The organism is Hydrogenovibrio kuenenii DSM 12350, assembly GCF_000526715.1.
Lineage (GTDB): Bacteria > Pseudomonadota > Gammaproteobacteria > Thiomicrospirales > Thiomicrospiraceae > Hydrogenovibrio > Hydrogenovibrio kuenenii.
In genome coordinates this window covers 1,740,068-1,763,360 of record NZ_JAGP01000001.1, presented here as the reverse complement: position 1 = coordinate 1,763,360, position 23,293 = coordinate 1,740,068, and the positions used below count along the sequence as shown (strand labels likewise).

18 protein-coding genes are annotated in these 23,293 nt (G+C 41.6%); 11 read left to right on the top strand and 7 right to left on the bottom strand.

What is annotated here, in order from left to right; genetic code table 11:
* Positions 1–41 precede the first annotated feature (41 nt).
* Positions 42–377, bottom strand: a complete 336-nt coding sequence (locus N745_RS0108355; protein WP_024851670.1) for a hypothetical protein — start codon at positions 375–377, stop codon at positions 42–44.
* Between the two features lie 425 nt (positions 378–802).
* On the opposite strand from N745_RS0108355, the gene guaB reads away from it, so the two are divergent.
* The 8 genes from guaB to htpG all read left to right on the top strand — a co-directional run bounded on the left by guaB (position 803) and on the right by htpG (position 10,990).
* A complete protein-coding gene (gene guaB / locus N745_RS0108350; protein ID WP_024851669.1) occupies positions 803–2,263 on the top strand; it encodes an IMP dehydrogenase in 1,461 nt (486 codons plus the stop codon).
* Positions 2,264–2,342: 79 nt separating this feature from the next.
* On the top strand, positions 2,343–3,923 hold the full coding sequence (guaA, locus tag N745_RS0108345; RefSeq protein ID WP_024851668.1) for a glutamine-hydrolyzing GMP synthase: 1,581 nt from the start codon (positions 2,343–2,345) through the stop codon (positions 3,921–3,923).
* Positions 3,924–3,991: 68 nt separating this feature from the next.
* Positions 3,992–4,483, top strand: coding sequence for a tRNA adenosine(34) deaminase TadA (tadA, locus tag N745_RS0108340; protein ID WP_024851667.1), 492 nt, complete (start codon positions 3,992–3,994; stop codon positions 4,481–4,483).
* Between the two features lie 96 nt (positions 4,484–4,579).
* Positions 4,580–5,155 (top strand): chemoreceptor glutamine deamidase CheD, encoded by a 576-nt coding sequence (gene cheD / locus N745_RS0108335; protein WP_024851666.1) that lies wholly within the window; start codon positions 4,580–4,582, stop codon positions 5,153–5,155.
* Between the two features lie 11 nt (positions 5,156–5,166).
* A complete protein-coding gene (locus tag N745_RS0108330; protein ID WP_084657335.1) occupies positions 5,167–7,245 on the top strand; it encodes a chemotaxis protein CheA in 2,079 nt (692 codons plus the stop codon).
* Positions 7,246–7,312: 67 nt separating this feature from the next.
* Positions 7,313–7,879 (top strand): hypothetical protein, encoded by a 567-nt coding sequence (locus tag N745_RS0108325; protein WP_024851664.1) that lies wholly within the window; start codon positions 7,313–7,315, stop codon positions 7,877–7,879.
* Between the two features lie 187 nt (positions 7,880–8,066).
* Positions 8,067–8,957: a hypothetical protein gene (locus N745_RS0108320; RefSeq protein WP_024851663.1), complete on the top strand. Its 891-nt coding sequence runs from the start codon at positions 8,067–8,069 to the stop codon at positions 8,955–8,957.
* Positions 8,958–9,097: 140 nt separating this feature from the next.
* Positions 9,098–10,990 carry a molecular chaperone HtpG gene (gene htpG / locus N745_RS0108315; protein WP_024851662.1) on the top strand — a complete coding sequence of 631 codons (1,893 nt, stop codon included), beginning with the start codon at positions 9,098–9,100 and terminating at the stop codon, positions 10,988–10,990.
* A gap of 45 nt (positions 10,991–11,035) precedes the next feature.
* Here htpG and N745_RS0108310 read toward each other — a convergent pair whose 3' ends face one another.
* Positions 11,036–12,028: a 2-hydroxyacid dehydrogenase gene (locus N745_RS0108310; protein ID WP_024851661.1), complete on the bottom strand. Its 993-nt coding sequence runs from the start codon at positions 12,026–12,028 to the stop codon at positions 11,036–11,038.
* A gap of 215 nt (positions 12,029–12,243) precedes the next feature.
* Here N745_RS0108310 and chrA point away from each other — a divergent pair, with 215 nt between their 5' ends.
* Positions 12,244–13,620, top strand: coding sequence for a chromate efflux transporter (gene chrA, locus N745_RS0108305; protein ID WP_024851660.1), 1,377 nt, complete (start codon positions 12,244–12,246; stop codon positions 13,618–13,620).
* Positions 13,621–13,632: 12 nt separating this feature from the next.
* Here chrA and N745_RS0108300 read toward each other — a convergent pair whose 3' ends face one another.
* Positions 13,633–14,214: a DUF4136 domain-containing protein gene (locus N745_RS0108300; RefSeq protein WP_024851659.1), complete on the bottom strand. Its 582-nt coding sequence runs from the start codon at positions 14,212–14,214 to the stop codon at positions 13,633–13,635.
* Positions 14,215–14,316: 102 nt separating this feature from the next.
* Complete coding sequence (locus N745_RS0108295; RefSeq protein ID WP_024851658.1) at positions 14,317–15,207, bottom strand: DMT family transporter; 891 nt, start codon at positions 15,205–15,207, stop codon at positions 14,317–14,319.
* A 374-nt stretch (positions 15,208–15,581) separates the two neighbouring features.
* On the opposite strand from N745_RS0108295, the gene gshB reads away from it, so the two are divergent.
* On the top strand, positions 15,582–16,610 hold the full coding sequence (gene gshB / locus N745_RS0108290; RefSeq protein WP_024851657.1) for a glutathione synthase: 1,029 nt from the start codon (positions 15,582–15,584) through the stop codon (positions 16,608–16,610).
* The gene (locus N745_RS0108285) at positions 16,603–18,597 is read left to right on the top strand and encodes a flavohemoglobin expression-modulating QEGLA motif protein (RefSeq protein WP_024851656.1); all 1,995 of its coding nucleotides are present in this window, start codon (positions 16,603–16,605) and stop codon (positions 18,595–18,597) included. The genes gshB and N745_RS0108285 overlap by 8 nt, the downstream gene beginning before the upstream one ends.
* 95 nt (positions 18,598–18,692) lie before the next feature.
* On the opposite strand, the gene N745_RS0108280 is transcribed toward N745_RS0108285, so the two are convergent.
* The 3 genes from N745_RS0108280 to mutS are packed head-to-tail and all read right to left on the bottom strand — an operon-like array spanning position 18,693 to position 23,114.
* On the bottom strand, positions 18,693–19,550 hold the full coding sequence (locus N745_RS0108280; protein WP_024851655.1) for a DUF5718 family protein: 858 nt from the start codon (positions 19,548–19,550) through the stop codon (positions 18,693–18,695).
* 17 nt (positions 19,551–19,567) lie between these two features.
* On the bottom strand, positions 19,568–20,431 hold the full coding sequence (gene trxA, locus N745_RS0108275) for a thioredoxin (RefSeq protein WP_024851654.1): 864 nt from the start codon (positions 20,429–20,431) through the stop codon (positions 19,568–19,570).
* Between the two features lie 34 nt (positions 20,432–20,465).
* Positions 20,466–23,114 carry a DNA mismatch repair protein MutS gene (gene mutS / locus N745_RS0108270; protein WP_024851653.1) on the bottom strand — a complete coding sequence of 883 codons (2,649 nt, stop codon included), beginning with the start codon at positions 23,112–23,114 and terminating at the stop codon, positions 20,466–20,468.
* Between the last annotated feature and the right edge of the window lie 179 nt (positions 23,115–23,293).

Below are 23,293 nucleotides of genomic sequence, written 5' to 3'. Positions count from 1 at the left end.
AGCCGGCAAAAGCCGGCTTTTTTAATTAGATCCTAAAAAAATTATTTAGTAGGAATCCATGCAGGTTGTAAGTCAGCGTATTTTTCCATCTGATTTACTTCCGCATTTGCAGTTTTCAATGCTTCTTGAGCAAATTTCATTGCAGTTGCGTCATCACCTTTTTTCTTCGCGGCAGCGGCTTGGTCTAGGTAAGTGTCAACATAAGGTTTTTTCATTTTCTTTTGTTGCCAAACATCACCAAGCTTTTTAGCTTTAGCATGCTGTGCAGTAGCTTGCGCCACAACATCGTCATATGACATTGATTTTGACGGCATGCTCGAACATGCGCCTAGAGTTAAAGTTGTGATGATTGCTGCACCAACAAATAGTTTTTTCATTCCGAATCCTCCAAGATAAATAGCTTATTTATTTTTAAAAAGTTTTAAGCCGCTCTTATTCTAATCATAAATTTTCATGATTAAAAGGAAAAAACACGAAAATTGCCCATAAAACATTTTTTAAGAAATAAATGAATCTAATAACTTATTCAGTTTACCCATGGGGTGTCAACCCATTATAATGTACACTATTTTTTATTTAGTAGTGTTTTTGCACCGTTTTTACAGCATTTTTTGATAAATCAGAGTGTAAGTGTTTCTTTAAACGCTCATGAAATGACTATCAAATTTACGGCTTAAGTTTATAAATAGGTTCGATGACAAGTTGTGCTTCTGTTTGTTTTGAGTGCTTTTAATTTTTATTGAAGGTTGGTAGAAACATTGCAAAGCAGCACATCAATTTTAAGAGTAAGGTGAAAATAGGTATGCGTATTCTGCAAGAAGCTTTAACATTTGACGATGTTCTATTGGTTCCAGCTCATTCAACGGTATTGCCTTCGGATGTAAGTCTCAGAACAAAGTTAACGAAAAATATCGAACTGAACATTCCATTTGTTTCGGCTGCAATGGATACTGTTACAGAAGCTAGATTGGCTATTTCTATGGCTCAAGAAGGTGGTATTGGTATTGTTCATAAAAACATGACAGTTGAAGAGCAAGCGCATGTTGTCACTAAAGTGAAAAAATATGAGCACGGCGTTATTTTAGAGCCGATAACTGTTCAAGTGACGGACACGGTTGAGCAGGTGATGCAAAAAACCAAAGAGAATCGTGTTTCCAGCGCCCCTGTTATGGATGGAAATGATTTGGTCGGAATCGTAACCAGTCGTGATTTACGTTATGTAACTGATTTGCAAAAACCTGTTTCAGAAATTATGACGACTAAAGACCGTTTGGTGACAGTTAAAGCAAAAGAAGAAAGAGAAGTGGTGTTAGGATTGCTCCATAAACACCGCTTGGAACGCGTTTTGGTTGTTGATGATAATTTCAAGCTAAAAGGTATGATTACCGTTAAAGATATGGCGAAATCTACAGAGCACCCAAATGCTAGCAAAGATTCCAATGGGCGTTTGCGTGTCGGTGCTGCAGTTGGAACCGGTGCTGATACAGCGGATAGAGTGGCGGCACTTGTGAAGGCGGGTGTGGACGCTATCATTGTAGATACTGCTCACGGACACTCTCAAGGTGTGCTGGATCGTGTTAAGTGGGTTAAGGAAAACTACCCTCAAGTTGATGTTATCGGTGGAAATATTGCAACGGCAGAAGCGGCTTTAGATTTGGTCAAAGCTGGTGCAGATGGCGTTAAAGTTGGTATTGGTCCAGGTTCTATTTGTACGACACGTATCGTTGCTGGTGTTGGTGTGCCGCAATTAAGCGCAATCTCAAATGTAGCTAAAGCTTTAAACGGAACTGGTGTACCTTTGATTGCTGATGGCGGTATTCGTTTTTCTGGGGATGTTGCTAAAGCATTGGTAGCCGGTGCATCAGCTGTGATGTTAGGTAGTATGTTCGCCGGTACAGAAGAATCTCCTGGGGAAGTTGAATATTATCAGGGACGAGCGTACAAGTCATATCGTGGTATGGGATCTTTAGGGGCGATGTCTCAGAAACAAGGTTCATCGGATCGTTACTTCCAGTCGTCAAATGCAGCAGATAAATTAGTTCCTGAAGGGATTGAAGGTCGTGTTGCTTATAAAGGACCTTTAGCGCCTATTATCCATCAATTGGTGGGTGGTATCCGTTCTAGTATGGGTTATACCGGCTGTAAAGATATTGTTGAGTTCAATACTAAGCCTCAATTTGTACGTGTCACTGGCGCGGGGATGGCAGAAAGCCATGTTCATGATGTGACAATTACTAAAGAAGCGCCAAACTATCGCGTTTAAAATATAGCGGCATCTGTTATCGAATGCCGCTCTCTCAACCCCACTTTTTGTTGTACCTTTTTAATGGAATTCATCATTTATGACTGAACAGAATATTCACGCAGATCGCATCCTTATCTTGGACTTCGGTTCGCAATATACGCAATTAATTGCTCGTCGAATTCGCGAAATTGGCGTCTATTGTGAAGTTGAACCTTGGGATATTGATGAGGAAGCAGTTACCAATTTTAATGCCAAAGGTATTATCTTGTCTGGTGGCCCAGAAACGGTCATAGGTGATGACGCACCGAAATCACCGGAAGTTGTTTTTAACCTTGGTGTACCTGTATTGGGTATTTGTTACGGCATGCAAACCATGGCCGAGCAACTGGGGGGGCAGGTGATTCATGCTGATGAACATGAGTATGGTTATGCTCAGGTTCGTGCTCGTGGCCATACAAAGTTGTTAAAAGACGTTGAAGATCATGTGACTCCTGAAGGGTATGGCATGTTAGACGTTTGGATGTCTCATGGCGATAGAGTTGATCAGATGCCGGAAGGTTTTGTGTTGATGGCATCAACAGACAACTGTCCTATTGCGGGGATGGCGAATGAAGAAAAGAATTTTTACGGTATCCAGTTCCATCCAGAAGTGACTCACACTAAGCAGGGATCGCGAATGCTTGAGCGTTTTGTTGTTGAGCTGTGTGGTTGTGAGAAGTTATGGACAACGACAAATATTATTGAAGACAGTATTGCGCGTATTCACGAACAAGTTGGTGATGATGAGGTTTTGCTAGGATTGTCTGGTGGAGTTGACTCTTCGGTTGTCGCGGCTTTGTTACATAAGGCAATTGGTGATCAGTTGACTTGTGTATTTGTTGATCATGGCCTGCTTCGCCATCAAGAAGGTGACCAGGTCATGGCGATGTTTGCTGAAAATATGGGTATTCGCGTCATTCGTGTTGATGCTGAAGATTATTTTATGGGGCAGTTGGCGGGAGAGGCTGATCCAGAAGCAAAACGAAAAATTATTGGTCACGCGTTTATTGAAGTGTTTGATCAAGAAGCCGGGAAACTGAATTCAGTAAAATGGCTGGCGCAAGGTACTATTTATCCTGATGTCATTGAATCAGCGGGTTCGAAAACCGGTAAGGCAAAAGTAATTAAGTCTCATCATAATGTCGGTGGTTTACCTGAAGATATGAAGTTAGAGCTTCTAGAGCCTCTGAGAGAGTTGTTTAAAGATGAAGTGAGAAAGCTAGGTGTAGCTTTAGGTTTACCGCACGATATGGTTTATCGTCATCCTTTCCCAGGTCCTGGTCTAGGTGTTCGTATTTTGGGTGAAGTTAAAAAAGAGTACGCCGATATTTTACGTTTAGCAGATCATATTTTTATCGAAGAACTTCGTGCAGCTGATTTGTATGATAAAACCTCACAAGCTTTCACTGTGTTTTTACCGGTAAAATCGGTTGGGGTTGTGGGTGATGCCAGACGGTATGACTATGTTGTTGCATTAAGAGCTGTGGAGACGATTGATTTCATGACTGCGAGATGGGCGCATTTACCTTATGATTTTTTGGAAACTGTATCGAATCGTATCATCAATGAAATTCCTCGTATCACCCGGGTGACTTACGATATTTCGAGTAAGCCACCTGCAACGATTGAGTGGGAATAAAAATAAAAAGGATGTTTATGACATCCTTTTTTTTCATCTAAAAAGGCTTTAATCCGTTGGAAAAATATTTGGAGCAAGACATTTTTTGGATGCAGCGTGCTTTAGAGCTGGCTAAGATAGCAGAATCTCAAGGAGAAGTGCCTGTGGGCGCTGTTTTGGTTGATGATAACGGACTCGTTGCCGAAGGGTGGAATCAAACCATACAAAATCATGATCCAACAGCTCATGCAGAAGTGGTTGCATTACGCAATGCTGGGCAAGTAATTGAAAATTATCGAATGCCTGGGTTGACGCTTTATGTCACTCTGGAACCTTGCCCTATGTGCGCAGGCGCACTCGTCCATAGTCGTATTTCTCGTCTGGTTATTGCGACTGAAGATCCAAGAACTGGAGCTGTCGGTAGTTTAATGAATTTGGCGCAACATCCAGAGTTGAATCATCGAATTAATGTCGAATTCGGTATTCTTAGGCAAGAATCTAGTGAGCTCATCAAGCATTTTTTCAAGCAAAAGCGAACGGCAGCAAAAACAGAAAAAAAGAAAGCTGCTAAAAAAGACTAGGGTTGTAACAAAGACTTGCCAGAGATGCCAATTAATGCGAGTATTGTCTTATAATTTTTTAAACTTTTTTCTACGACAAGATAGTCACAAAATTCTATGCAAAAAAGTGTTGATCCAGCAGAAGGGATAACAACCTATAAAATTCTTCCTGGAGAGTTTTACGTTACCAAAGAGAATGAACGCATTGAGACGGTATTGGGTTCTTGTATTTCTGCGTGTGTAAGGGATCCAGTAACAGGCGTTGGTGGTATGAATCACTTCATGTTGCCAATGGATAAGAATGCTTCAGGCGCTTCGGAGTTGTCAGATGCAAACCGTTATGGCAACTATGCGATGGAGAACTTGGTCAATGCGTTACTGAACGTTGGCGCAAGGCGTGAAAGATTGGAATTTAAGCTCTTTGGCGGTGGCCGTATTATGAGCTCTAAAACAAACATTGGTTGGTATAACATAGGCTTTGCATTTGACTATATTTATACGGAAGGATTTAAAATTGTTTCTCAAGATATAGGTGATGTGTATCCGAGAAAAATTTTGTATTACCCGACGACAGGTCGTGTTAGAGTCAGAAGATTGAATGCTATGCATAATCAAACGTTGGCAGCAGAAGAAAGTCGTTATATTAGTAATATTGGTTCGAAACCTGTTGAAGGTGACGTGGAACTGTTCTAAGGAAGATAACTATGGATATGATGGAGACATTTCGTCAAACTTATCTAGAAGAAAGTTTTGAAGGGTTGGATGTAATGGAAGCGGGCTTGCTTGAATTACCTCCAGGAGAGCCTGATAACGAAAAAATCAACGAAATCTTTCGTGCCGCCCACTCCATTAAAGGCGGGAGTGGAACCTTTGGCTTTACGGAGATTATAGATTTTACCCATGTTCTTGAAACCTTATTGGATGAGATGCGTGATGGTCGTCGTTTAGTCACTCAAGAAGCAAATGATGTCATGCTTCAAGCGGTAGATGTTTTAAGAGACATGATGACCCGATTGCAAAACCATGAACCCATTGATGAAGAACGTGCGGCTGAAGTGCAAGCAGATTTGGAAAGGATTTTAGGATCGAGTTCAGATGAGGAAGCTTCTTCAGAAGCAGAAGAGGTTGTCGAAGCAGAATCTACAGTTGAACCTCAGGTACAAGTTGGTGGTACGTGGAAAATTGAACTACTACCCGAACCAGAACTTTTGCAGACTGGGAATGAACCTATCCGTATATTCAGAGAGCTGGAAACCCTAGGCTCTTTAAATGCGATTGTAGACGATTCAGAGTTGCCTGACTTAGATGCATTAGATCCTGAGAAACTTTATTTAAAGTGGAATCTTGAATTGTCCGGTGACAATATTCAGGAAGACGATATTCGAGAAGTGTTTGAATGGATTGATGGTGATGGTGCCCAAATAATATATCACCCACCTTCTGTAGAGCAATCAGAAGCACCAGCAATGGAATCTGTTTCAGAGCCCGTTACAAAAACGGAAGCCCCTGCTGTTGAACCTCCAGCGAAGCCTGCGCCAGTCAAAAAAGCGGTAGCTGCCAAGGCTGCTGCACCGAAACAAGATAGTTCGATTCGTGTTGATTTGAGCAAAATTGATCAGATGGTGAATTTGGTCGGTGAGCTAGTCATCACACAATCAATGCTAAGTCAGTTTGGCGAACAAGCTGAACAAGGTGGTGATAATACGGATTGGATTGATAAGCTAAAAGAAGGCTTAACTCATCTTGAGCGTCATACGAGAGATCTCCAAGAAAGTGTAATGAATATCCGTATGCTACCAGTTAGCTTTGCATTTAATCGTATGCCTCGAATTGTGCATGATGTGAGTCAAAAGTTAGGTAAGTCCATTGATTTGGTTATGGAAGGCGAAGGTACCGAATTAGATAAAACAATGTTGGAAGCTCTGACCGATCCATTGGTGCATATCGTGAGAAACTCGATTGATCATGGTATTGAAGCGCCAGATGTCCGTGAAGCGGCAGGCAAACCTCGAACTGGCAGAGTTAAAATGGCAGCTTTCCATCAAGGTGGAAATATTTTGATCCAGATTACCGATGATGGTGCGGGAATCAACTCTGAAAGAGTTTATCAAAAAGCAGTTGAGAAAGGTGTTGTCGAAGAAGGGCAGCATATGTCTGAGCAGGAAATCGTAGATTTGATTTTCCATCCAGGTTTTTCTACAGCGGATGTTGTAAGTGACATTTCCGGTCGTGGTGTAGGCATGGATGTGGTTCGACGAAATATTCGAGGGTTAGGTGGTTCTGTTGAAGTAAAAACGGAGCAAGGGAAAGGTAGTGTCTTCACGATACGCTTGCCACTAACACTTGCAATTTTGGATGGACAGCTAGCTAAGGTTGGTTCCGAAACTTATGTGTTCCCATTGGTTTCAATTGTGGAATCTATCCAGGTAGATAAAAGTTTAGTGAAAGGAATTGCGGGTCAGGCAGAACTCTATAAGTTAAGAGATCAGTATATTCCCGTTATTCGTCTTCACGAAAAGTTGGGTATTAAAGATGCCAGAACTGATTTAGAATCGGGACTGCTAGTGGTTGTTGAAGACAATGGTGAAAGAGCCGGAATATTTGTTGATGACTTGTTAGGTCAGCAACAAGTTGTTATTAAATCGCTTGAAAACAACTACATGAAGGTGAACAGTATAGCAGGGGCAACTATTCTTGGGGACGGTACGGTTTCTCTGATTTTAGATATTTCTGAAACACTGAGTTCACATAAAGGAAGCGGTTTACAGCATAATGCAGCTTAACAAATTTGCACTTTAGAGAGTGTAATCTTGGTTTGTATGAATATAAAAAATAAATAAAGAGATATTTATGTCGTATGCACTAGGGGCAAAAGAAGTTCAAGAGACCATCATGGTTTTGAACTTATCTGTTGCACAGATTGAATTGTCTATTACCGATGGGGATAATTCGGTTAATACATTGATTGATTCCTTTTCTTTTATGAGTAAGCATATTGAAGGCATTGAAGCATCAAGTAAGTTGATTGCGGAAATGGCGGAAGATGTTGAAGGTTTGGAAGAACATAATGCATCTTTGCTATTGCAAACTAATGAATTGGCAATGAAGATGCAACAAGCGATTATAGCGTTCCAATTTTATGACAAATTAAGCCAACGATTAGATCATGTGTCTCAAGGGTTGTCTGGTTTAGCGGATATTGTTTCTCATGAAATGCATGCGCAAGATGAAGCGCAATGGCAGGCATTCAAAGAAACAGTGCGCAAAGGCACCACTATGCGAGAAGAAGAAGAGTTGTTTGAACTTATTTTCGATAAAGGGTTGCCTGCAGATGAGGCAATTAACCAAATGAAAGAGCGTATGCGAGATAGGATGCATGCCGAAGAAGAAGACGAAGAAGAGATCGAATTCTTTTAATCTATTTTAAAAACCGCAGAAATGCGGTTTTTTTATAACTGGTTTATTTACGGATCAACGTTTAAAGTTCGTGTTAGCCCAATGGGAGCTTATTTACACATAAATAAATTGAATTTTAAATTTACTGGGCGATTCCTCAAAATAAAGCTTCCTTTTAAAAAACTATAAATATATTGGATTGGTAAACATGAAATTGAAATCTCTATGGTCAGCAATGGCTGTTTCGGTAGTACTACTTGTTAGTTCTACTACAGCTATGGCAGCATCTTATATGCCGTTTATTTTAGGTTCGACAACAACTGATTCTGTTGCTGCAACTGCTGACAAAGCAAAGTCTGCCCTAACTTCTAACGGTTTCCAAGTGGTCGGTTCATACAGCCCTACTACAGACACGCAAGTTATCATTGTTACGAATGATGCACTTAAGTCTCTTGCCGCACAATCTGAAAACGGTGGTTTTGGTGCGATGGAAAGAGTTTCCATTGTTAAACGTGGTGCAAATACAGAGGTTTCATACACAAATCCAGTGTACATGTGGAATGTCTATAAAATGAAAGGTGACATTACCCCAGTTCAGTCTGCGATGGAAAAAGCGCTTGGCAAACAATCTGAATTTGGTGCAGAAGAAGCATTGAGTGCTGATGACCTGCGTGACTATCACTATAAATTCATGATGCCTTATTTTGGTGATGTAGATGAGTTAGAAGATTATGATTCACATCAACAAGCTGTAGACACTATCGAAAAAGCGTTAGCTGCTGGAAAAGCTGGTGTAACCAAGGTATACCGTATTGATCTACCAAATGCTAATTCAACTGTATTTGGTGTTGCCATTTCTAAAGGTGAAGGGGCTGATAAAAATATATTGAAGCAAATTGATACTAGTGGACATTCGCATGCAGCGCACCTACCTTATGAGATTCTTGTTGTAGGTAAAAAAGCGATTGCCCTAAACGGAAAATTCCGTATTGCAATTAACTGGCCTTCATTGTCAATGATGGGTTCAGGTAGCTTTATGTCTATTGCTAATGCACCAGATGAAATCACTGATGCTTTGGACAAAGTTACAGAAAAATAATTACCTTTGTTTAGGGTGATAAAAAAGCGCAGTTTCTGCGCTTTTTTTGTTTTTGCCTCTTGAAAAATACTTTGCTGTCCCCAATAACCTATGAGTTTAATACTTATTAGATTCAACCGAAAAACTAGGAGAAGAACAGAATGAGTCACACAGAAACTCATGCCTTTCAAACAGAAGTTAATCAGTTACTAAAACTGATGATTCATGCCCTTTACAGTAATAAAGAAATCTTTTTGAGAGAGTTAGTATCCAATGCTTCGGATGCTCTAGATAAGCTGAGGTTTGAGTCAGTTTCAAATGATGCCTTAACAGAAGGTGAATCAGAACTGTCAATTGGCGTTGCATTTGATAAAGAAGCGCGTACTGTGACGATTATCGACAATGGTATCGGGATGACTCGCGATGAAGTTATTGCAAATATCGGAACGATTGCCAATTCTGGTACCAAAAAGTTCTTAGAAAATCTTTCAGGTGACCAAGCTAAAGACAGTCATTTGATTGGTCAGTTCGGGGTGGGCTTCTATGCATCCTTTATTGTTGCCGATAAAGTTACTTTGACGACGCGCAAAGCGGGTGATGAAAAAGCTAATGCTACTTGTTGGGAATCGGCAGGTGAAGGTGAGTACACGCTAGAAACGGTCGAAAAAGACTCTAAAGGGACAGAAATTGTTCTTCACTTGAAAGAAGATATGGATGAGTTCCTTGACGATTTCCGTCTAAGAAATATCATTACGACCTATTCAGATCACATTAACTTTCCTATCATGATGTGGAAAGAAGAGCTGGATGATGAAGGTAAGCCAAATGGCAAGAAAGTCCTTGAGCAAGTCAATAAAGCAACAGCCCTTTGGACGCAACCAAAATCGGAGTTAACAGACGAAGAATACAATAACTTTTATCAAACGTTATCACATGATTTCGAAAATCCTCTGGTAACGCTACATAATAAAGTTGAGGGGACTTTAGAGTATACCTCACTGCTTTATGTGCCAAAACGTGCCCCATTTGATCTGTATGACCGTGACCGTCGTTATGGCTTAAAGCTTTATGTAAAACGTGTATTCATCATGGATGATGCAGAAAACTTATTGCCTGCTTATCTACGCTTTGTTCGTGGGGTGATTGACTCTAACGATCTACCATTGAATGTATCGCGTGAAATCCTGCAAAGTAACAAAGTGGTTGATAAGGTTCGTTCTGCTTCTGTTAAGCGTATTCTGGACAGTTTGGCAAAAATGTCTAAGTCGGAAGATCAAACCGATTACAACACCTTCTGGGACCAGTTTGGTAATGTGATGAAAGAGGGGATGATTGAAGACTTTGCAAACAAAGAGAAAATTGCCAAGTTGTTGCGTTTCACGACTACTCACCAATCTTCAACACAAGAGCAGCGTGTGTCACTTGAAACCTATGTTGATCGCATGTCAGAAGATCAGCAGTCGATTTACTTTATAACAGGTGATAGTTATGCCGCGGCATCTGGTAGCCCGCATTTGGAAATGTTCCGTAAAAAAGGCATCGAGGTGCTATTACTGACGGATCGTATTGATGAATGGCTGGTTTCACACTTGACTGAATTTGATGGTAAACAATTGAAGTCCGTTGCTTCTGCTGATCTAAAAGAGTTTGAAGCGGAAGAAGAAGCTGAGTTGACTGAAGAAGACAAAAAAGCACGTGAAGCTATTACTGAAAAAGTGAAGGCAGCGATTGAGGATTTAGTTTCTGATGTTCGTATTACACACCGTCTGACTGACTCTCCAGCGTGTGTGGTGAGTGCAGAAGGCGATATGTCTGCACACATGGCGCGAATGATGGAACAGATGGGGCAAGCCATGCCTAAGCAAAAGCCTGTGCTTGAGCTAAACCCAACACATCCTCTTGTGAAAAAACTAGAGCAGTTGGATGAAGAAGGCAAAGTGAAAGAATGGTCTTTGTTCTTACTTGAGCAAGCACAGCTGGCTGAAGGTGATCAGTTGGAGCGTCCTGCTGACTTTATTAAACGTATGAATAGCCTATTGTCAGAAGTGATCTAAGAGTGGGTCTATTTGTTTAAGAAAGGGGTTTTTAAGCCCCTTTTTTTATTTCACTCTATTTTCTTCTAATGCCAGCTTTGTTCCAAAGTGTTGCATATTTTGCAACGTTGTATCAACGATATGACACAAGGCTTCTTTTGTATAAAAACCTTGATGCGCTGTAACCAAAACATTGGGGAAAGACAATAGGCGTTCAAAAATATCATCTTGAATAATTTGTTCAGAGCGATCTTCAAAAAACAAATCGGCTTCTTGTTCATAAACATCAATACCTAGATAACCGATTTGTCCGGTCTTTAAGGCGTCAATCACCGCGGAGGCATCCAAAATACCACCGCGACTGGTGTTGATAATCATGACACCGGGTTTCATTTTGGCAATGCTGGTTTTATTAATCAGATGGTGCGTTTCATTGAATAAAGGCACGTGAAGTGAAATGATGTCTGATTGTTCATAGAGCGTATCTAAGTTAGCGTATTCTATGCCCAGTGCCAAAACATCTGGATTTTGTTTGACGTCATAGGCCAAGACATGTAATCCAAGTCCTTTTAGAATCCTTGCCATTTCATAACCGATATGACCAGTTCCCACTACGGCTGCTGTTTTGCCAAACATATCAAACCCCAAAAAGCCTTCTAGTGAGAAATTGCCATCACGCACACGGTTATAGGCTTTGTAGGTTTTACGGTTTAAGCTCATCATCATTGCAAGAGCATGTTCAGCAACGGCCATCGGTGAATAGTTGGGTACACGAAGCACTGTCATGCCGTATTGATTTGCCGCAGGTAAATCGACTTGATTAAAACCCGCACAGCGTAAAAGAATAAGTCGTATACCAAAATCATGCAGTTTTTCGATGACGCTAGCCGAAATATCATCGTTCACGAATACGCACACTGCATTATAGTCTTCTGCTAAGGCGACGGTTTTTGCTGACAGATGGTGTTCGAAGTAGTCGATTTCGATGCCATAATTTTGTTTAGCGGAATCAAATAGTCGTTTATCGGTTTTTGTTGCGCTAAAAAAAGCCAATCTCATAGGTGTCTCCAATCCAACGATTCTTGGTAACTTCTATTAAAGCAATTTTTGATTGTTAAGCCCAGCTTTGATTTTGTTTCGATACCTAGGTTAGATAAGACCCAGCCTGGTAGATTTTTATTTTGTCGAGGACTACCATTATTAACGTCATAGCCGCGTCATCTTTTTATTTTAAAATAGCCCTTTCTTACATAAGAACAGCATTGCTTTAAAACATGACAGACACTTTAAAGACAGAAAAAGCATCAACACCTAACGTTGATATTTCCTTTGTACAAGCCCTAATTTATTGGCTTAAACTTGGGTTTATTAGCTTTGGTGGTCCTGCAGGGCAAATTAGCCTGATGCATCAAGAGTTAGTAGAAAAACGTCGCTGGATTTCCGAGAAGCGTTTTTTGAATGCGTTGAATTACACGATGCTATTGCCCGGTCCAGAAGCACAGCAATTAGCGACTTATATGGGCTGGTTAATGCATGGTACAAAAGGCGGTTTAGCCGCAGGGCTCTTGTTTATTTTGCCAGCCTTTTTCCTGTTGATGTTCTTGAGTTGGTTGTATTTGACGTTTGGTCAGGTTTCTTGGGTTGCCGCTGTTTTTTATGGCATTAAGCCCGCGGTACTCGCTATTGTGGTGGTGGCGGTTTATCGCTTAGCCAGTCGCGTTTTACACCATGCTGCTTTGTGGTGGTTGGCAGTAGGGGCTTTTGTAGCTATAGCTGTTTTTAATTGGCCTTTTCCGCTTATTATGATATCGGCATTGATTATAGGGTTGATATTCAGTCATGTAGCGCCACAGGTTTTATCGGGTTCGGCGTCCGTCCAAACCGTGAATGACAGTAAAGAATCAGCTTTGATTGGTGATGATACGGTGTTAGAGCATACTCGCTTTGCTTGGCATAAGTTGATTAAGGTGGTTTTGCTTGGCGTGTTTATTTGGTTAGCCGCTATGTTGTCATTAGTTGCCTTGACGGGGGGCGCTGATTCTCCATTGGTTCAAATGGCCTGGTTTTTTACAAAAGCAGCTTGGTTAACCTTTGGTGGTGCTTATGCTGTTTTGCCTTATGTTTATCAGGGTGCGGTTGAGCATTTTCATTGGCTAACTGCGCCACAAATGATTGATGGCTTAGCACTAGGTGAAACGACACCTGGGCCCCTGATAATGATAGTGACCTTTATTGGGTTTGTTGCTGGCTGGGGGCAGATGGCGGTGTCAGATGCTTCACCGTTTGTAAATGGATTTCTGGCAGCCAGTGTGGTGACGTTTTTTAGTTTTTTACCATCGTTTTTGTTGATTCTTGCCGGTGCACCATTGGTTGAAGCAGGTCGAGAAAATGGCAAGCTGAAAGGGCTTTTGACGGTGATTAGTGCAGCACTTGTTGGTGTGATGTTGAATTTGGCGGTGTTCTTTGGTTTTCATGTTTTTTGGCCGCATCCCCCAAACTTAAACCAAGGGCTAGATGCTTGGCTAGCTATAGATCTCACCTCACTGTTTATAACGGGTTTGGCAATGTGGCTATTGTTTAAAAAACAATGGGGTTTTATTCCTGTGATTTTGCTAAGTGCTGTTTTGGGATTACTCACTTCTTTTATTTAAGAGTAAGGCGTGTTATTTTTTAGGCGGATATTGCGCCATTAGTTTTTTAATCACGTCGTTAATCAACTTAGTGGTTTCTTCAGGTGTTGAGTGTTCTTCTAATGGTGTAGAACTTGTACCGCGCCATAATAGTTTTCCTTTCAAGTTCAAAATATCAACGACCAATTGACCTTCTTCGTATTGCTGTATATCACCACCGGTTTGAAAACCAAAACCAGTATAGATACCTCTACCGCCAGTACCAAAACCGATAGATGTGGTGACAGGTGCGGAGCGTATTTTTTGTGCAGAGGAAATATGATAAGTGATATAAGCATCTGCATTTTGGGTGACGATTGATTGTCCTTTCAAACTCAGCTCATGAACAAGAGCTGTTTCAATGCGTTTGGCAATCAAAGGATTATTTTTCTGAAAGTCACTGGCTTTAGGCTTGGTTTGCATATCCGCTGGTAGCCATTGGTAGCTGTGAAGGTTGTTGAAATTAGCTTGCTGGTCGTAATCTTGGCTTACTTGAATGGTTGAGCAGCCGTTAAGGCTGAGAAGTATTGTGATGAATCCAAGAGTAATAAGGGTACGAATAGCATGTGTTTTCATTTTGAATAATTCTCATCAATATAACTGTTTCTATTGTAGCTTATTGGTTTGATCGAATACTATGACTAAAATCTGCCAGGCTGGGTCGTTTTTCTTTGTTTGTTAATTCACTCTTCTAGTAATCAAATAACCACCAAACAAAATAGGCAATGCGCCTGCTAATTGTGACAGGGTTGGTGCTTGATTTAATATCCAGTACGAAAGCCCGATTGTGAGTAAAGGCGCGAGTGCAAACAGAGCGTTGACCTTGGTGATGGGGAGTAAATGGAGTGCTTCTACCCAAAATATTTTGGAAACCACAAATACCAAACCGCCAGTTAGCAGTAACCAAATCCATTGCGTTTGGATCATGTGCCAGCTTGGTGTAGGTTCAAAATAAAGCGCTAACAGATACAGCACTGGCAGTGCCAACAAGCTCCTGACTAAGAGTATGGTTTCGCTAGAAACGTGTTGTCGAGCTCGTTTTTGATAGAGATTGGCAATGGGCGCAATAATCGCGGCTAGTAACACTAAACCGTCTCCTATGTGCAATGAAAAGTTTTTGGGGAAGAGCACCAATACCGCACCGAGGGTCATTAAGATCACGCCAAGTGTGTGGGGGAGGTTTAAGGTTTCTCCTTGCTTGCGTCCCAGAAACAGATAAGCAAACAGAATCTGCAAAAATAGAATGATGGCGACATTGTTAGCTGAAGTGTAGTTAAGTCCTAAAAAGACCAGTGCAAATACGCTAGAGATAAGCAGACTAACCATAAGGAGTGAAAAGTAAGCTTCACGCTTTAGAATTTCTGCAGTGCGTTTTCGGTACAACCATAAACCGAGCAAGATACTTGAGGCAACTACCAAGCTATAGGTATAGGCATGAAGTGGTCCCAAGGTTGAAACGGTGAAACTTGCAAAAATTGGAAACCAGGCTTCAATTAAAGTGAGACCTAATGCAAAAAACTCTCCTTTGCGTTGTTGTGAAGAAATTTTTAGCACAGAAGGTGCATTCATGATAGATTCCTAGAGTGGTTTCTCTTGTATAAATATGGAAGCTGGCAAAAGGTTGATGACCATTTTTTATTTGTTATCGCGCTCTTATCAGTAGTATAGTGAAAGTTAATTACAGTGATAAAACATTTAGCAAATATCAATTTTATGGATGCGTAGAGTTGATGTTGGTTTTTAAATCTATATAAAATATTTTGTATTTTCTAGTCATTTATCCTCAGTACAATTTGTTACGATTTTATGAAAGAAAAAATGACGTGAAATTAAGAAATTTCTCTTACGTTATTGTCTAGTTTCAGGTAATATCGCCGAAAATATGCTCCTATAAATCTAGGGGCTTGCAGTCAATATAGGTTAAGTCTTGGAGGCCGTGCCACGTGAATATTCTATTTATTATGTATCCTTGGGATAGAGTAGAACCAGAAACTGATTCTACGATTCGAATGATACATGAATGTGTGTCTAGAAAGCATACGGTCGCCTTAGCAACAGTGCATAACTTAACCATGCGTGAATCAACAGCCATGGCGTTTTGTCAGGTGTTTGTAAAGCAAGACCCTGTTTCTGCAAAAATCACTACTTTTTATAAAAAGGCTAAATTTCGTAAGGTAAAACTGCCTTTAGCTGGTTTTGACGCCATTATTATGCGCTCTGATCCGCCATTAAATGTGACCGCATTAAACTTCTTAGACTCAGTTCGAGATGATGTCTTTATCATGAATGATATCGATGGCTTGCGTGTGGCCAATAATAAACTCTATACCAGTTCATTTGATGATCCTGATAATCGCTTTATCCCCAAAACTTATGTGTCTAAAACACCGGAATATTTAGAGTCTGTATTAAGAGAGTCTGAGTCAGGCAAGATGATTATGAAGCCTTTAGACGGCTATGGTGGCCATGGTGTGATTATGGTCGAAAAGCAAGCGATAGCGAGTTTCTCATCTCTGTTGGATTTTTATATCAACGGCAATGAAAAGGGCAATTACGTTATCTTGCAAGAGTATGTTGAGGGTGCAGATCAAGGGGATGTAAGAATTTTGATGTTGAATGGTGAGCCAATTGGTGCCATGAAACGTGTACCCGCGACGGGGGATTTACGCTCCAATGTGCATGCTGGTGGTTCAGTACAAAAGCATCATCTAACACCTACTGAAAAAGAATTATGCCGACTGATAGGGCCAAAATTGGTGCGCGATGGCTTGTATTTTGTGGGTATTGATGTCATTAACGGCAAGCTGATTGAAGTGAATGTATTGAGCCCAGGCGGGATTATGCGTATCAACAAACTTAACCGCGTCAAACTACAAACAAAAGTGATCGACTTTGTTGAAAGTGTTGCCAAACGTAAGCGTAATATTTCAGCGCGAAAAGCGGAGTTTTTAGAGGCTATGGACGATGTTTGATTGGTCTGAAAAGGACTGTTTGAAAGCCATTCAAAAAGGGCGGATTTTTCATGCTCGTGTTGAGCAAAGTCTTGAAATCAAAGTTGAAGATTATGGCTTTTTCGTTTGTACGGCTATTCATGATGGGCATCAACTTAGAGAAGAACTGCTAGAGCTGTGTGCGTTGGATGAATCCGAGCGCCTATACGAAGAAGACCCTTTTACCGGCGATATGATTGCTTCTATGCCAATCACATTGATCGGTCTCGATTCTCGGTATGAATATGATCTAAACCGTGCACCAGAAACCTGTGTTTATGAAGAAGCATGGGGCAAGCAGGTGTGGAAAGAACCCTTATCGTCTGAAAAGAAACAACGTAGCTTAGACAAGCACGCTTTGTTTTATCGCATTCTCGGGGCATTGATTAAAAAAATAGAGAAGCTGCACGGCAACTGTTTAGTGTATGACATGCACTCCTATAATTATTTGCGTATGACGGATGCCGTACCGCCTGTGTTTAATATCGGTACTGAGCAGCTAGATCTAGGTCGATGGGATAGGGTGGTTCAGTACTGGAATGCCTCGCTTAATTCAATTGAATTGCAAAACATGGCGTCACGTTCTGCGATAAATGAAGTTTTCTGGGGGCGCGGTTATTTGGCGACTTTCGTCAAAAATAATTTTACGAACACACTGGCACTGCCAACAGAAGTGAAAAAAGTCTTTATGGACGAACAGTCTGGCGAGCCATACCCATTGGTTTTGAATACGCTTAAAGCTGAGTTGAAAGAGCGCTTTTTGAATACAGCGCTATTTTTTGCCAAGCAACACAGACCTAAAACGCCAACAAGAAAAACACAGATGCTTTCTTCTGAAGTTGATCCTACGGTCTTAAAGTTGGATGCAAAGCTTCATAAGTTATGTAAAGGAATAGAGACACTCGCGTACATTAACCCTAAAAACATTGTGCGCGAGAAAAGACGTTTCTTTGCAAAAGGCTTTAATTACGAACCGGATTTCACTTATCGTCAGCTTGAAATTAACCCTTTCGAGTTTCGTGAAAAGTTGTATAAGCTACCCGAGTCATCGGTCAAAGATATTTCCATCCAACAAATGTATCGGGATGTGATTGATGCTTATGCAACAAAAATCGACTTGCTGACAACAGTAGGCACTGACAAGTTTCTTTATAACTCTTTGCGTTATTATGGTGAACCGAGTGATGAAGATATCGAGTTTGCACACTTCTTACTTTATGCTAAACCTTTTGAAGAGTTTGCTGAGCGTCGTATTGATGCCAAGCAAGCAAAAGAGCGTTTTCTACACGCGCTAGATCAATATAACATTCATTGTAAGGTTGAAGTGACGGATAAAATCATTGCCTCAGCCATGGTTGATAATGGTAAAAAAACCATTTTGATCAACAAATCCATGCAGATGAATGATATGGAATTGAATGCGTTGATTCATCATGAGTTAGGTGTGCATATGGTCACCACTTATAACGCCAACAAACAACAGCTCAAAGTATTCAAGCTTGGTTTGCCGGGTAATACCTATACGCAAGAAGGCTTGGCGATTCTGGCAGAGTTTATGACCGGTAATTTAAATTTACCAAGATTACAGACTTTGGCGTTACGTGTGATAGCTGTCAACATGATGGTGAAGCATTATGATTTTTCTTACACCTTTAAAGCGCTGATGGATGACTACGGGGTGGATAAAGATGAAGCTTTCCGATTGACTGCCCGTGTTTATCGTGGTGGTGGCTTTACCAAAGATTTCTTGTATCTACGCGGTCTGAAAGACGCTCTACGTTTTTACAAAAACCACAATTTAACACCGCTGTATGTTGGAAAAACCAGCTTTCATTATCTCAAGACTATTCAAGAAATGATTGAAAGAGGTATGGCTGCTGAGCCAACCCATTTGCCGATGTATCTACAAAAAGATATGGGTGTTTTACCGAACCCGATCTTGGAATATTTATTAGCTTGCGGTGACTAAGCTGGTGAATACTTTGCATTGAAAATCTGCCAGGCTGGGGTAGCCGTCTGAAAGCCTAAATAGAGACTTGAAAGCTTACCCCAGCCTGGTAGATTTTATGTGTTTTTTATGGCGCTTACTCTTTGGTGCAGAAAGCAACCAGCGTTAAACGGTTGAGATGCATTGTTTGAAAAGTGTGCCGTTACGTCTTCAGCATTCGTTTGAGTGGCATCATAAACATACACGCCCAGCTCATCTCCAGGCTGTAAAAAACCTGTTTCACCAAATGCGGTGTAGCGCGTTGCACCGAGTGTGACAATAACTTCCGATGGATAACCTATTTGCGCCAAATAGTTATGCAAAGGCTCTAGTGGACCAAAATCTTGTTGTTCATTAAACGTCTCAATCATCCAGTTCAGTAGTTTTTCATGAAAGTATTGATACCCAACAACAGGGCTGTCCATGCCATAGGCAAGCACATCATTATTTCGGCGAATCATAGAGATGATGTGGTAGTCATCAAGTTTGTCTCCAGAAGAAAGTGAATCTACTTTAATCCAGTCTTGACCAATGCCGGTTGAAGCTTCCCCCCAGTTTTTCTTTTCACTGATTTTGCGTGCATTTGGGCGGCGAATAGAGCAGTCGTTAAAAGCGGTAAAAGCTTTTGGCGTCAGTTTGCGCACTTGGTTTTCTTCATAATCCACATGCAATAGCAAACAAACTTCAGGTTCTAAATGTAAATTTAAAGTGTCGGTGAACTCTGCTTGAATGGTTTCTGAAGAGAGCGGAAAGGTGCTTAAAAAGTTATCGAATCCTGGTAGGTAAATAGGAAACATGCCTTTTGGGGCATCTGCTTCTTTTGTTTTTACGTTAACAAAGTCAGCATCTTCTCCTGCTTGAGATAAATGCTCTGCAAAGTTGCCGGCAATGCCGAATACGGGATATTTTTTGAGTTCTTCTGTGGTTAATTGCATGATTGAGTCACTTGAGGTTAAAACATTAAATTTTGTAGTTTGCGGCGGTAGTTTTTGACCAAATCCGGATGATCTTCTTGTAGCAGTTCAAAGATTTCAACTAAAGTCTTTTGTGCTAGGTTTTCGCCATAGCTTCTATCAACCATGAAAAGTTTGAGTAGGGTTTGCATGGCTTTTTCAGGGTGGTTGTTCAGCATCAAATAGCCAGAAAGCCCATATAGCGCTTCACAATCATTTTGGTCAGTTGCTAAGCGTGCCTGTATTTCTTCTATACTGCCTACCTCTGAAACGATTTGAGTGAATTTAAACAGAGCCAGAAGTGATTTACCCTCAGGAGATTGTTTGGCTTCATCAGGCAGTTTGTTCAAAAGATTCTGAGCTTCTTCTAAATGCCCGCTTTGGAAGTACATTTTTGTTAAATCTAAATGGACTCGGAAGTTATTTGGATTTGCCTTTGCAGCCTCGCCAAGTAATTGCGTTGCCTGGTCATACTGACCTTGCACAAATGCGTCGTTTGCTTGCAAGCGCAACTCTTCTGATGGATCAGGTTTTAAGTAGGGTTCCAGTGCGTCACGAAAGGCGCTGGAAGCTTGTGCGCCTTGCAGTGTTTCAACAACTTCTCCTTGATGGTAAATCTTAAAGGTCGGAATACTGCGAATTTGGAATGCTTCTGCAAGCTGGGTTTCTTCCTCAGTATTGATTTTTGCCAGAATAAAACGTCCGGCTAAGTCATGCGCCAGTTTTTCCAGCATGGGCATGGTTTGTTTGCATGGGCCGCACCAAGGTGCCCAAAAATCCACCAGAACGGGAAGGTGCATGGAATTTTGGAGAACCATTTGTTCAAAGTTTTCTTGCGTAACGTCGATAATCATCGGTTGCATGGAAAAATCCTTATTATGTTTTTTTGGACGTTTGTTAGGTAAGGTCTTTGGTGAGGGTTTTCAACTCATAAAGTGCATCCAAAGCCATTTTGGGCGTCATTTCATCCGGTTTAAGTTGTTTTAATGAATTCGCTATTTTTTCCAGCGCTGGGTTTTGTGCATAAGCAAACATATCCACTTGTGTCTGAGGTTCAGCGGTATTGGTATTCTGAGTCGCGGGTGAATTGATTAAGGTTTGATTTTCTAAGCGAGCCAGTTGCTGTTTGGCATTGTCGATAACAGTTTTCGGTACACCAGCGAGTGCGGCTACCTGTAAACCATAGCTTTGCGAGGCAGGGCCATCCTGTACTTGATGTAAAAATACGATTTTATCTTGGTATTCCACGGCATCTAAGTGGATATTGATAACGTTATCGTACTGTTCGTTAAGGGTCGTTAATTCAAAATAGTGGGTAGCGAACAAGCAATAACCTTTGATCTTGCCAGCCATTTGCTCAGCAATTGCCCATGCCAGCGCCAAACCATCAAAGGTAGAGGTTCCGCGTCCAACTTCATCCATTAATATCAATGAATTTTCAGTAGCATGATGCAGAATGTTGGCGGTTTCCGTCATTTCCACCATAAAGGTTGAGCGCCCAGAGGTTAGGTCATCTGATGCACCGATACGCGTAAAGATTCGGTCAATCGGACCCAGCCTGGCAGATTCTGCGGGTACATAAGAACCCATATAGGCCAAAATCGCAATGAGTGCGGTTTGACGCATAAAGGTCGATTTACCGCCCATATTCGGCCCAGTGATAATTTGTAGTTGTCTCTGTTCGTCAAAATGGGTGTCATTGGCAATGAAGGGTTGTGATGACAGCGCTTCAACCGTTAAATGACGACCTTTGATAATGCTGATCTCCGGGGATTGTGTCAGCTGCGGACGATTCAGGTTCAGTGCATTGGCTTGCAGCGCCAGGTTGACCAAGACGTCAATTTCCGCCAAAGCAGCAGCGGTGGCTTGTAATGGTCTAAGCTCGACATTGATGGCTTCTAGTAATTGTTGATAAAGCCATTTTTCACGCGCCAAGGCTTTTTCATTGGCACTCAACACCTTGTCTTCAAACGTTTTGAGTTCGGGGGTGATGTAACGTTCTTGACCTTTCAACGTTTGGCGACGTTGGTAGTCCAAAGGCACTTTGTCGGATTGTAATTTACTGACTTCAATGTAATAGCCATGAACACGGTTGTAACCAACCTTAAGTGTCGAGATGCCTGTGCGCTCTTTTTCCCGTTCCTCTAACGCCAATAAGTAATCACCCGCTTGGGTTTTAAGGTTGCGTAATTCATCGAGTTCGGCATCGTAGCCTTCGGCAAAGACGCCACCGTCTCGGATAAGCATTGGTGGCGATTCCACCAGTGCCTTATCGAGGGTGTCTGCCAAGTCTGGATAGTAACCAAGTTGCTGAGCAAGCGCTTGCCACTTTTCGGCTGTTTGTTGAGAGAGTAAGTTTTGCAACTCTGGCGCTTGAAGAAGTGAGCGTCCAAGATGCAATAAATCTCTAGGGCGTGCGGAATAAAGAGAAACACGGCTCAGAATGCGTTCTAAGTCGCCAATCGGTTTTAATTGGTCACGAAAGGCATCAATTTGATAGCTGGCCAGTAGCGATTCAATTGCATCCAACCTAGCATTTAGTTTGTCTTGGTCTCTGAGCGGTTGGTTTATCCAGCGTCTAAGTAAGCGACTTCCCATTGCGGTTGAAGTTCTATCGAGAATGGCGAATAGCGTGTTGTTTGATCCACCAGTGAGATTGGTGTCCAACTCAAGGTTACGGCGGCTGTTTGCATCCAAAACCAAGGTGTCGTCTTGCTGGTAGGTATGTAGGCTTTGCACATGCTCTAGGTTGTTTTGTAACATGGCCTGGGCATAGTGAATAATACCGCCCGCGGCCGAGGTCATAGCGGGTAGTTTGTCGCAACCGAAGGCAACCAAATCTTTGGTGCCGAATTGTTTTAAAAGGCGTTGACGAGCGCTTTCCGGTTCAAAATGCCAAGAAGGATAATCTACCAGGCTGGGTCTGTTTTTAACGGATTCAGGTAGGTTTTGTTTGAACAATGCATCATCGGGCAGGATAATTTCAGCCGGCTTTAAGCGTTCTATTTCTGCACTCAGAGCATCTTGATCGGCAATCACTGTGCCTTCAAAGCGGCCACTGGCAACATCCAAATAGGCTAAACCGTATTGTTGTGTGTCTGAGGTATCATTATTGTCGGCGACAATGGCGCATAACAAGTTTTCTGTTTTATCTTCCAGCAGGGTGTCTTCAACCAAGGTGCCAGGCGTTATGATTCGCACCACTTTACGCTCAACCGGCCCTTTGGATGTCGCAGGGTCACCAATCTGTTCACAAATGGCAACCGACTCTCCCAGTTTCACCAGTTTAGCCAGATAGCCGTCTGCTGAGTGGTGCGGAATGCCCGCCATCGGAATTGGCTCGCCGCCAGATTTACCACGCGCGGTTAAGGTGATGCCTAGCAACTCGGACGCTTTTTTTGCATCTTCAAAAAAGAGTTCGTAGAAGTCTCCCATGCGATAGAAGAGCAAATAACTTGGGTGTTCTGTTTTAACAGCCAAATATTGTTGCATCATTGGGGTGTGTTTTGCGGTGCTAGCGTTGGTTTGTTTGGCTGGTTTGCTCATAAGTTTTGGCTGGTTTCGGCTACAAATCGACTGTGTAAGATTCGAATCTTTAGGTTAAAAAGAAAGATTTTACCGTTTTAGAGGTTTTTTTGCAGTTTTGAGGTGTTTTGATTTTGATGAATCTGTCAAAAAAATGCAAAAAAAGGTATCCTAGTCAAACTTGAGTCCTTATGTCTTTT

What these genes read in the sequence shown, in the direction of transcription:
- N745_RS0108355 (WP_024851670.1), bottom strand. Translation starts at nt 377, where the DNA reads ATGAAAAAACTATTTGTTGGTGCAGCAATCATCACAACTTTAACTCTA.
- guaB (WP_024851669.1), top strand. Translation starts at nt 803, where the DNA reads ATGCGTATTCTGCAAGAAGCTTTAACATTTGACGATGTTCTATTGGTT.
- guaA (WP_024851668.1), top strand. Translation starts at nt 2,343, where the DNA reads ATGACTGAACAGAATATTCACGCAGATCGCATCCTTATCTTGGACTTC.
- cheD (WP_024851666.1), top strand. Translation starts at nt 4,580, where the DNA reads ATGCAAAAAAGTGTTGATCCAGCAGAAGGGATAACAACCTATAAAATT.
- N745_RS0108330 (WP_084657335.1), top strand. Translation starts at nt 5,167, where the DNA reads ATGGATATGATGGAGACATTTCGTCAAACTTATCTAGAAGAAAGTTTT.
- N745_RS0108325 (WP_024851664.1), top strand. Translation starts at nt 7,313, where the DNA reads ATGTCGTATGCACTAGGGGCAAAAGAAGTTCAAGAGACCATCATGGTT.
- N745_RS0108320 (WP_024851663.1), top strand. Translation starts at nt 8,067, where the DNA reads ATGAAATTGAAATCTCTATGGTCAGCAATGGCTGTTTCGGTAGTACTA.
- htpG (WP_024851662.1), top strand. Translation starts at nt 9,098, where the DNA reads ATGAGTCACACAGAAACTCATGCCTTTCAAACAGAAGTTAATCAGTTA.
- N745_RS0108310 (WP_024851661.1), bottom strand. Translation starts at nt 12,028, where the DNA reads ATGAGATTGGCTTTTTTTAGCGCAACAAAAACCGATAAACGACTATTT.
- chrA (WP_024851660.1), top strand. Translation starts at nt 12,244, where the DNA reads ATGACAGACACTTTAAAGACAGAAAAAGCATCAACACCTAACGTTGAT.
- N745_RS0108300 (WP_024851659.1), bottom strand. Translation starts at nt 14,214, where the DNA reads ATGAAAACACATGCTATTCGTACCCTTATTACTCTTGGATTCATCACA.
- N745_RS0108295 (WP_024851658.1), bottom strand. Translation starts at nt 15,207, where the DNA reads ATGAATGCACCTTCTGTGCTAAAAATTTCTTCACAACAACGCAAAGGA.
- N745_RS0108285 (WP_024851656.1), top strand. Translation starts at nt 16,603, where the DNA reads ATGTTTGATTGGTCTGAAAAGGACTGTTTGAAAGCCATTCAAAAAGGG.
- N745_RS0108280 (WP_024851655.1), bottom strand. Translation starts at nt 19,550, where the DNA reads ATGCAATTAACCACAGAAGAACTCAAAAAATATCCCGTATTCGGCATT.
- trxA (WP_024851654.1), bottom strand. Translation starts at nt 20,431, where the DNA reads ATGCAACCGATGATTATCGACGTTACGCAAGAAAACTTTGAACAAATG.
- mutS (WP_024851653.1), bottom strand. Translation starts at nt 23,114, where the DNA reads ATGAGCAAACCAGCCAAACAAACCAACGCTAGCACCGCAAAACACACC.